General features: G+C 68.7%; 10 protein-coding genes. 7 read left to right on the forward strand and 3 right to left on the reverse strand.

Translation table 11 applies throughout. From position 1 onward, the window contains the following. The first annotated feature begins 82 nt into the window (after positions 1 to 82). The 6 genes from A5779_RS11710 (at position 83) to A5779_RS11730 (ending at position 5,769) form a co-directional block, all read left to right on the forward strand. Entirely contained in the window at positions 83 to 1,594 is a 1,512-nt protein-coding gene (locus A5779_RS11710) for a 1,4-alpha-glucan branching protein domain-containing protein (RefSeq protein WP_064881994.1), read from the forward strand. A 91-nt stretch (positions 1,595 to 1,685) separates the two neighbouring features. Further along, positions 1,686 to 2,927, forward strand: coding sequence for a glycosyltransferase family 4 protein (locus A5779_RS11715; RefSeq protein ID WP_064881965.1), 1,242 nt, complete (start codon positions 1,686 to 1,688; stop codon positions 2,925 to 2,927). A 40-nt stretch (positions 2,928 to 2,967) separates the two neighbouring features. Continuing rightward, complete coding sequence (locus tag A5779_RS34490; protein ID WP_236734740.1) at positions 2,968 to 3,783, forward strand: MFS transporter; 816 nt, start codon at positions 2,968 to 2,970, stop codon at positions 3,781 to 3,783. After that, entirely contained in the window at positions 3,666 to 4,349 is a 684-nt protein-coding gene (locus A5779_RS34495) for an MFS transporter (RefSeq protein ID WP_236734742.1), read from the forward strand. The genes A5779_RS34490 and A5779_RS34495 overlap by 118 nt, the downstream gene beginning before the upstream one ends. Then, positions 4,342 to 5,100: an ArsR/SmtB family transcription factor gene (locus A5779_RS11725; RefSeq protein WP_064881967.1), complete on the forward strand. Its 759-nt coding sequence runs from the start codon at positions 4,342 to 4,344 to the stop codon at positions 5,098 to 5,100. The genes A5779_RS34495 and A5779_RS11725 overlap by 8 nt, the downstream gene beginning before the upstream one ends. Positions 5,101 to 5,163: 63 nt before the next feature. Then, the gene (locus tag A5779_RS11730) at positions 5,164 to 5,769 is read left to right on the forward strand and encodes a hypothetical protein (RefSeq protein WP_064881995.1); all 606 of its coding nucleotides are present in this window, start codon (positions 5,164 to 5,166) and stop codon (positions 5,767 to 5,769) included. Positions 5,770 to 5,775: 6 nt separating this feature from the next. On the opposite strand, the gene A5779_RS11735 is transcribed toward A5779_RS11730, so the two are convergent. Further along, entirely contained in the window at positions 5,776 to 6,519 is a 744-nt protein-coding gene (locus A5779_RS11735) for an acyltransferase (protein ID WP_029111445.1), read from the reverse strand. 122 nt (positions 6,520 to 6,641) lie between these two features. On the opposite strand from A5779_RS11735, the gene A5779_RS11740 reads away from it, so the two are divergent. Further along, positions 6,642 to 7,925: a BamB-related PQQ repeat family beta-propellar protein gene (locus A5779_RS11740; RefSeq protein ID WP_064881969.1), complete on the forward strand. Its 1,284-nt coding sequence runs from the start codon at positions 6,642 to 6,644 to the stop codon at positions 7,923 to 7,925. A gap of 7 nt (positions 7,926 to 7,932) precedes the next feature. Here A5779_RS11740 and A5779_RS11745 read toward each other — a convergent pair whose 3' ends face one another. Together A5779_RS11745 and A5779_RS11750 are read right to left on the reverse strand one after the other, a co-directional pair. Next, positions 7,933 to 8,622 (reverse strand): esterase, encoded by a 690-nt coding sequence (locus tag A5779_RS11745; protein WP_064881971.1) that lies wholly within the window; start codon positions 8,620 to 8,622, stop codon positions 7,933 to 7,935. Between the two features lie 74 nt (positions 8,623 to 8,696). Then, the gene (locus A5779_RS11750; RefSeq protein ID WP_064881974.1) at positions 8,697 to 9,857 is read right to left on the reverse strand and encodes a THUMP-like domain-containing protein; all 1,161 of its coding nucleotides are present in this window, start codon (positions 9,855 to 9,857) and stop codon (positions 8,697 to 8,699) included. Positions 9,858 to 9,896 lie beyond the last annotated feature (39 nt).

Here is a 9,896-nt window from a genome sequence, read left to right on the forward strand (position 1 = left end):
CGACCCCGAGCCGGTACCCCGGCCAAATGTCGCCGGCGACCCGGCTCCCCGATCCAATGTCGCCGGCGACCCGGCTCCGGGCCTGTTCACGCTCGTCCTGCACACCCACCTCCCCTGGCTGGCCCATCACGGACGGTGGCCGGTCGGCGAGGAGTGGCTGTATCAGTCCTGGGCGGCGGCATACCTGCCGTTGATGCGGGTGCTGCGCGGCCTGGCCGCCGAGGACCGCAGCCACCTGCTCACCCTCGGTATGACGCCGGTGGTCACCGCCCAGCTCGATGACCCTTACTGCCTCACCGGGATGCATCACTGGCTGTCCAACTGGCAGCTGCGCGCCCAGGAGGCGACGACGCTGCGCGAGCCAGAAGGTTTGCGGCAGTTCGGGATTCGTGAGTACGCCGAGGCCGGCGCGGCCATCGAGGAATTCACCACCCATTGGCGGCACGGCGCCAGCGGACTGTTACGCCAACTGATCGACGCCGAGACCATCGAACTGCTCGGCGGCCCGCTCTCGCACCCGTTCCAGCCGCTGCTCAACCCGCGACTGCGCGAGTTCGCGCTACGCGAAGGCCTGGCCGACGCGCAGCAGCGCTTCGGGCACACCCCCGCCGGCATCTGGGCGCCGGAGTGTGCGTACGCGCCCGGCATGGAAACCGGTTACGCCGCAGCCGGTGTCGGCCATTTCATGGTGGACGGTCCGTCCCTGCACGGCGACACCGCGCTGGGCCGGCCCGTCGGCGAGTCCGACGTGGTGGCGTTCGGCCGCGACCTGCAGGTCAGCTACCGGGTGTGGTCGCCCAAGTCGGGGTATCCCGGTCACGCCGCCTACCGCGATTTCCACACCTACGACCACACCACGGGCCTCAAACCCTCCCGGGTGACCGGTCGCAACGTCCCGTCCGACGAGAAGGCGCCCTACGACCCGCAGCGCGCCGACCGGGCGATCGACGAGCACGTCGCCGACTTCGTCGGCGTGGTCCGCCGACGACTGATCAGCGAGAGCGAACGGCTCGGCCGGCCGACACACGTGGTGGCCGCGTTCGACACAGAGTTGTTCGGGCACTGGTGGTACGAGGGTCCGGAGTGGCTGGGCCGGGTACTGCGGGCCCTGCCCGAGGCCGGCGTCCGGGTGGGCACCCTCGCCGACGCCAAGGCCCAGGGTTTCGTCGGCGCTCCGGTCGAATTGCCGCCCAGCTCTTGGGGTTCGGGCAAGAACTGGCAGGTCTGGAACGGCGAGAAGGTGGCCGATCTGGTGCAACTCAACAGCGAGGTGGTCGACGGCGCCCTGAGCACCGTCGACAAGGCGCTCACCCAGCACGCCGCGGTCGGTGCACCCACCGCGCGTGACCGGGTGGCCGATCAGATCCTGCGGGAGACCCTGTTGACGGTCTCCAGCGACTGGCCGTTCATGGTGAGCAAGGATTCGGCGGCCGAGTACGCGCGCTACCGCGCTCACCTGCACGCCCACGCGACCCGCGAGATCTCCGACGCTCTGGCCTCGGGTCGTCGTGACCATGCCGAGCGCCTCGCCGACGGCTGGAACAAGGCCGACGGCCTGTTCGGCGCCCTCGACGCCCGGCGTCTGCCAAAATGACCACCAGCTCGAGCGTGCGTGTCTGCCGCTCGACACCCCGCCAAACCTCAGCATTGTGCGCACGCTCGCACCGGCACGAAGGCACGCAGTCATGAAGATCCTGATGGTGTCATGGGAATACCCGCCCGTCGTCGTCGGCGGTCTGGGCCGGCATGTGCACCACCTGGCCACCGCGCTGGCCGAAGCCGGTCACGAGGTCGTGGTGCTCAGCCGCAGGCCCACCGACACCGACCCGAGCACCCACCCGTCGACCGACGAGCTCAGTGAGGGCGTGCGGGTAGTCGCCGCCGCACAGGACCCGCACGAGTTCGAGTTCGGTACGGACATGATGGCCTGGACCCTCGCCATGGGGCATGCGATGGTGCGCACCGGCCTTGCCGTCAAAGACTATTCGGGCGACCGCTGGGTACCCGACCTCGTGCACGCCCACGACTGGCTGGTCGCCCATCCCGCCATCGCTCTGGCCGAATATTTCGATGTACCACTGGTTTCCACGATCCACGCCACCGAGGCCGGCCGGCACTCCGGGTGGGTATCCGGGCCGATCAGCCGCCAGGTGCACGCGGTGGAATCCTGGCTCGTGCGCGAATCCGATTCGCTGATCACATGTTCGGCGTCGATGAGCGACGAGATCTCCGAGCTGTTCGGACCCGAGCTGTCCGAGATCCGGGTTATCCGCAACGGGATCGACGCCGACCTCTGGCCGTTTGCGCCCCGCCGCCCCCGTCAGGGTCCACCCGAGCTGCTCTACCTCGGCCGCCTTGAATACGAGAAGGGTGTGCACGACGCGATTGCCGCCCTCCCCCGCATCCGCCGCGCACATCCGGGCACCACACTGACCATCGCCGGTGACGGCACCCAGCAGCAGTGGCTCGTGGAGCAGGCCCGAAAGCACAAGGTGCTCAAGGCGACCCGCTTCGTCGGACGGCTCGGCCACGAGGAATTGCTGCAGGCCCTGCAGGCGGCCGACGCCGCCGTGCTGCCCAGCCACTACGAGCCGTTCGGCATCGTGGCGCTGGAGGCCGCGGCCACCGGCACCCCGCTGGTGACCTCCAACGTCGGCGGGCTGGGCGAAGCGGTGATCGACGGCCAGACCGGAATGTCCTTCGCGCCACGGGATGTGGTGGGGTTGGCCGCAGCGGTCCGCGCGGTACTCGACGATCCCGAGGCCGCGCAGCACCGGGCGATTGCCGCACGCGAGCGGCTCAGCGCCGACTTCGACTGGCACACCGTGGCCGCCGAGACCAGCCAGGTCTATCTGGCCGCCAAACGCGCCGAACGCGAACCGCATCCGCGTCGGCCGATCGTCGAGCACGCGCTCCCCGACCGCTGATTCGACCGGCATCGAATCAATCCGCACCTAGCGTGCGGATATGGCACCACAACGATCTGCCGTCCTCACGCTGATCGCGGCGTATCTCGGGCTGTTCATCGGCCTGGTCGACGCCAACGCAGTCAACCTGGCGCTGCCCGCCATCGGCGGTGACCTGGGCGGCGGGATGACCGGCGCGCAATGGACCATCGACGCCTACAACGTGACATTCGCAGCGTTCCTGCTCACCGCGGGCTCCCTCGGTGACCGGTTCAGCCGGCGCCGCATGCTCCGCATCGGACTGATCACCTTCGCCACAGCCTCGGCGGCCTGCGCGCTGGCTCCGTCACTGACCTGGCTCGTGCTGGCGCGGGCGGCACAGGGAGCCGGTGCGGCCATGATGCTGCCGCAGGGCCTGGCCATCGCCGCCGCGGCGTTTCCGGACTCCCGCGGCCGGGCCCGCGCCACCGCGGCGTGGGCGATGGCCGCGGCGAGCAGCACCGCGCTGGGTCCACTGCTGGGCGGAGCGCTGGCCGAAACCGTAGGTTGGCGCTGGATCTTCTGGGTCAACGTGCCGGTCTGTGCGCTGGCGTTGGCCGCCAGTGTCACGCATCTGCCCGATTCCCATGATCCGAACGCCGCGCGCATCGATCTGTCGGGCCAGCTCCTGGCCGTGGTGGCGCTCGGGGCGGCACTCTGGTCCTGGTCGAGGGGCATGACTGGCGCTGGCCGCAGACGGTCGCGGTCGCCGCGATCGCCCTGGCCGCGGTCGGCGGGTTCCTGGCCACCCAGCGGCGCAACCCACACCCGATGCTGCCGCTGGATCTGTTCGCCGGCCGCCGACTGGTGGGCGCCCTGCTGGCGACCTTCACCATGACGTTCGGCATCTACGGGCTGCTGCTGGTAAACAGCTTTGCCTTCCAACAACTCCGCGGCTTCAGTGCGTTGGAGACCGCAGCGTGGTTCCTGCCGATGGCGCTCGTCTACCTAGCGCTGATACCCGCGGTCAACGCACTGGCCCGCCGCACCGGCCCACGTCTTCCGATGGCGGCCGGACTGGTGTTGATGGCGACGGGTTCACTGCTGTACGCCGCAGCGGGGCCGCACGCCGCGATCGGATGGCTGGAACTGTCCTTCGTGCTGGCCGGTGCCGGGCTGGCCCTCAACACCGGCCCGGCGGTGACACTGGCCATGGCCGCGATCCCGGTGCGGCGGGCAGGTCTGGCCGCGGGCGTGGTGAATCTGTCCCGGCTGCTGGGTATCACTGTCGGTGTCGCGGTGTTGGGTAGTGCCATGACCGTCGTCGGCGGCGCCGCGGGTGTGCGCACCGCGCTGTTGCTCGGTGCGCTGTGCCAGTTGGCGGGTGCGGTGCTGGCCCTGCGGCTGACGCGGCACACACCGGCGCCCACGGTCGCCATCGGGAAGGAGTCCTGCCATGCGTGAGGCGCAGGAGTTGGCCGGAGCAACCGAGGTGGACATCGCCGCGGTGGCCGCGCTGCTGGCCGACCCGGCCCGTTGCAAGGTGCTGCTCGCGCTCGACGACGGCCGTGCCCTTCCGGCCGGTGTGCTGGCCGAGGAAGCCGGCATCAGCCGTCCCACGGCCAGCAGTCATCTCGCGAAGTTGACCGACGCCGGCCTGCTTACCGTTCGCATCCAGGGGCGGCATCGGTATTACCGGTTGGCCGGTCCCGAGGTCGGCGCGCTCATCGAGCAGCTCGGCCGGCTGGCGCCGGCCCGTCCGGTCACCTCGCTGCGGGAAGGGACCCGCGCGGCCCGGCTACGCTCGGCCCGCACCTGTTACGACCACATCGCCGGCCGGCTCGGTGTGCAACTCATGGGCAGTCTGTTGGAGCGGGGCGTGCTCACCGGAGGGGACGGGTGGTTTCACCCCGGTGGCACCGACCGGTTGAGCAGTCCCGGCCACGACGTGGACTACCAGCTCACCGATGGCGGCCGTGACCTGTTGCGGCAGATGGGCGTCGAAATTCCCACCGGCCCAAGGCCATTGGTGCGTTATTGCGTCGATTGGACCGAACAGCGTCACCATGTCGCCGGCGGGCTGGGCTGCGCGCTTCTGGATCATTTCCTGGCCGCGGACTGGCTGCGTCGCACACCGCGTCACCGCGCACTCACCGTGACCGGTCCCGGCCGCGCTGCCCTGAGCAAACAATTCGACATCGACTGGACGGGTTGACGCACGCGTTCGAGAATCGCGGAACCCCTGTCGGTCGCGGTGTCCACCAAGCACAATCGAGCCGTGACCCCCACCCGGAGACACCTACGCAAGGCTTGCGCTGCACTCGTCGGTGCAGCTCTCTCACTCGGTCTGGCGGCGCCGGCAGCCGGCGAACCCAGCGGCGCCACCCCCAGCCTGCCCGCCTTCGCGCCCCATCCCTCGGACTGGGCGCCGAACTACACGGTGTTCCCGTACAACCTGTGGCAGGTCCGCGTCACTCCCGAGCAGATCGACGCCCAGCGCGAGTCCTGCCAGTGGTTCAACGCCCAGTACGGCACTTTGATGACGCAGATCGTGGGTTTCCAGAATTTCCTGGGCGGGCAGCACGACTATTGGACCGCGCCCGGTGTGCAGGCTGCCGGCGACGCCGTGAGGGCCAACGTCGACCAGTCGGCGGCTTTCCTGGATCCCCGCGCCCACACCCTGTACATCACCAATTACCCAGACCAGAGCCAGTATTCACCGCTGTACAACGGTGACTCGATCTATCACCTGTGGTACCAGCTGACCCAGATCAGCGACAAGATCGCCAAGCAGCAGCCGTCCGGCGTCATCAACGCCAACGTCGCCACGGCCAATGTCTACGGGAACGTGATCCGCGACTCCGGGGTGTGCAACGGGGCGTGAGCCACCTCAGTTGCTGTTGGCGGCCTTCTTACGCTCGATGTCGGCCAGTGCGGCGGCGAGCTCGGCCCGCTCGGCGGCCGACGTCTCCCAGTCCAGCTTGCGGTTCTTGACCACCTTGGCCGGGGCACCCACGGCAATCGAGTAATCCGGGATCTCACCCTTGACCACGGCGTGGGCACCCAGCACGCATCCGCGACCCACCGAGGTGTTGCGCAGGATGGTGACCTTTGCGGCGATCCAGGTGTCCGGTCCGATGCGCACCGGGCCCTTGATGATGCCCTGGTCCTTGATCGGCATGTCGATGTTGTCCATCTTGTGGTCGAAGTCGCACACGTAGCACCAGTCGGCCATCAGCGCGGAGTCGCCGAGCTCGATGTCGAGGTAGGTGTTGATCACGTTGTCGCGGCCCAGCACGACCTTGTCGCCGATACGCAGCGAACCTTCGTGGCAGCGGATCGTGTTCTTGTCGCCGATGTGGACCCAGCGACCGATCTCCATCTGCGCGAGTTCCGGGGTGCACTGGATCTCCACACCCTTGCCGAGAAACACCATGCCGCGGGTGATGATGTGCGGGTTGGCCAGCTTGAACTTCAGCAGCCGCCAGTACCGCACCAGATACCACGGCGTGTACGCGCGGTTGTCGATGACCCATTTCAGCGACGCTTTCGTCAGGAAATCGGCCTGGCGCGGATCACGTAGCCGGGAGCCCCGCCAGCGTTTGTGAATCGGGGCGCCCCACATCGTCGTCATGGCCGGACAGCCTACTTGAGCACTTCCGACGGCTTCCGGGTCCTGCGCCGCTACGCAGTCGCGTTACCCTCACCTGGGTCACAATTACGAGCGCCCTGCGTGTTCGGCGACGAAAGGACATCGTGTTCCGGCGATACCTTGCACTGGCGGTCGCGGTGCTGCTCACGGGCCTGCTCGCCGGTTGCGAGAACACCGATTCATGGGTGGACGCAAAGGCCGCACAGGGGTGGTCAGCACAGTACGGAGACGCCGCCAACAGCAGCTACATCCGATCTCGTGGTCCCGAAGCGCTCCGGCTGGAGTGGAGCCGGTCCGTCAAGGGTGAGCTGGCGGCCCAGGTGGCGCTGAGTTCGGACGGCCGCCTGGCCGTGAACGCGCAGACCGCCGGTGGTTGTTCGTTGATGGTGTGGGAGGCCGACAACAACGCCCGCCAGCGCTGGTGTACGCGACTGGTCCTCGGCGGTGGCTGGTCCAGTCCCCTGTTCGACGGGTTCGACAACGTCTACGTCGGCCAGCCCGGCACCATCTTGTCCTTCCCTCCGACCCAGTGGATCCGCTGGCGCCAGCCGGTGATCGGCATGCCGACCACGCCCAGGCTTCTCGATGACGGCCAGCTGCTGGTGGTCACCCATCTGGGTCAGGTGCTGGTGTTCGACGGGCATCGCGGCACGGTCGAGGGCACGCCGCTGGACCTGGTCTCCGGTGTGGACCCGACTGATTCGCAGCGCGGTCTCGGCGATTGCCAACCGGCCCGGTCCCGCTGCCCGGTGGCGGCCGCACCGGCGTTCTCGCATGAGGCCGGCCTCGTGGTGCTCAGTGTGTGGCAGCCCGGCGCCGAGGCGCCCGTACTGATGGGTTTGCGCTACCACCCCGGCGAGAAGACATTGCTGACGCAGGAATGGACGAGCAGCGCCGTGGACCGCGGGCCGCTGGCCAGCCCGGTGCTGTCGGCCGACGGCTCGACGGTGTACGTCAACGGCCGTGACCAGAAGCTGTGGGCGCTCAACTCCGCCGACGGCTCCGCCAAATGGTCGGTGCCGCTGAGCTATCTGGCGCAGACCCCGCCTTCGGTGTCACCGGACGGACTGATCGTTGCCGGCGGCGGGCCGGAGGCCAAGCTGACCGCGGTGCGCGACGCCGGCGATCACGGCGAGGTGGCCTGGACCCGTGACGACGTCGTTCCGCTGACCACGTCGAGCCGCGCGGACGGGGTGGGTTACGCAGTCGCCCGGGAGGGCGGACACGGCCAGACGCTGTTGGTCTTCGACACCGGCGACGGGCACACCCTCAACAGTTATCCCGTGCCCGAGGCCACGGGCTGGCCGGTCGGTGTGTCGATCGGGCACGACCACCGGATCGTCACCGCCACCAGTGACGGTCAGGTGTACGGGTTCGCGCCGGCCTGATCGGCGCTCAGGCCAGCAGCCCCGCCACCGCTGAGCGCGGGACGTTGGCCTGGCTGGCGCCGGCGGCCTCGGGCAGCAGTTCGCCCTGGCCGAAGAAGAAGATCACCGAATCGTCGGTGATCGCGAAGTTCTGATAGTGCGCGGGGTCCAGGCCGACGGCCGGCGTGATGGCCTGTTCGACGCCGGACTGCTTCTGCAGTTCGCGCTGCACGATCGGGAAGATGACATCCAGCGGCTTGGATCCCGGCTTGAACAAGGTGTCGAAGGTGATCGGCGCCCGAGTGGCCACGTTGTAGTTGAACGTCTTGTACCAGGTCTGTGGGTGGGCGCCGCCGACGTTCTGATAGACCTCGAACACCAGGCTCTGGGTGTGCGGTGGGGTCCCCGAGCTGTACGCGGTGCCCTTCGCGTCCAGGACATAGGGCTGATCGCGTGAGCCCGGCATGCCCGAGACGTTGACGAAACCGTCACGGGTCTGGATCAGGTATCCGGCGACGGCCTGTTGATCGGGATAGTCGACCGGGAACGTGTAATCCAGTGTGTAGGTGGCGTTGGCGGTGTGCACCTGACAGGTCTGGTCACCGTCGACGGTGCCGCCGAGGTCGACACAGGCCGACTGCGCACCCGCCACGGGCATGCCGAGCCAGCCGAGCAGCGCACCGGCCGCCAGCAGCGCTGTCACATGGGAAATTCGCATCGTCAGTCGTCCTCGCAGGCGATCAACTCACACCGGTGGATCCACCGGCGTGTTTCGTTCAGGGTACGTGCCAGTCATCGAGACGGGCGACAAATGAATGCCGTTGCCCGACTGGCCGCTCCGGAGCCGAGACGGGCGATCACCACCGCCAGGCGCTCGGTGCCACGCAACCGCATCCGCTTCCGGAGCACGTCGGGGTCGATGTCCACCCCGCGGATCAGGATTTCCAGCGCTCCTACCGACCGTGCCGCCAGTGCGGACCGGAGCCGACGTTCCTGGAATTGCAGCTGTTCCAGGACCTCGAAACCTCGTACCCCGGCGGGCAACTCGTCACCGGACAGGTAGGCGATGTCGGGGTCGAGCTGCCACAGGCCATGCCGGGCCGCGTAGTGGCGCACCAACCCCGCGCGCACGACCGCACCATCGGGGTCGACGATCCAGCGGCCCGCCTCGGCGACGGGACAGTCGTCCGGTTGGGCGTCGGTGAGTTCCTCACCGGTCTCGAGCATGCTGGCCCGCCTCCGCACCCCGGGCGCGGTCAGCCCGGGTGACCACAGGCAGGCCTCCCGTACGCTGCCGCCCACCGAGGTCACCTCGATCTCCCCGGTGAAGCCCATCTTGGTGAGCTCGTCGAAATCGATTCCCGGAGCGCACTTCACCACCAGGTCCCGGCCGGCGTAAACGTCCAGGACCGCATCGAGCGCCGGGGTGTAGGCCCGCGGGTCGAAACGGCGCCGTCCGCCGGCGCGGCGGGCCGGGTCGATGATCACCACCGTGTCGTGGGTGACGGGCACCAGCGCGTCGGCGCGGCAGAGGTCGACGCCTTCGGCGTTGTGCGCGGCCATCGCCAACCGCACCGGATCGAGGTCGCTTCCGAGCAGCTGCCCTGCGCAATCACGCAGTGCCACAAGCTCACTGCCGATCGAACAGGTGGCGTCGTGAACCCGGGCGCCGGTCAGCCTTCGGGCCCGGTGGACGGCCACGGGTGCGGCCGTGGCCTGTTGCAGTGCTTCGTCGGTGAACAACCACCGGTCCGGGTCGGTGAACTTGGCCTGCGCACGCCTGCGCAGCTGCACGGTTTCCACGAGCACCGCCGCGTGGTCACCGAACTGCGCTCGGACAGAGGCGATGTCACTGACCAGGCTGGCTCCGGTGAGGCGGCGCTCGGCCACCTCACCCAGGGCCTGCTCCCCCGCCTCCGAGCGCAGGTATGCGACGGCTCCGATATCAAACAGCGGGCGGCCTCAATCTACTGTCGGCTTAACCCCGGTGAC

The organism is Mycolicibacterium peregrinum, assembly GCF_001665625.1.
In the GTDB taxonomy this organism is placed as follows: domain Bacteria; phylum Actinomycetota; class Actinomycetes; order Mycobacteriales; family Mycobacteriaceae; genus Mycobacterium; species Mycobacterium peregrinum_B.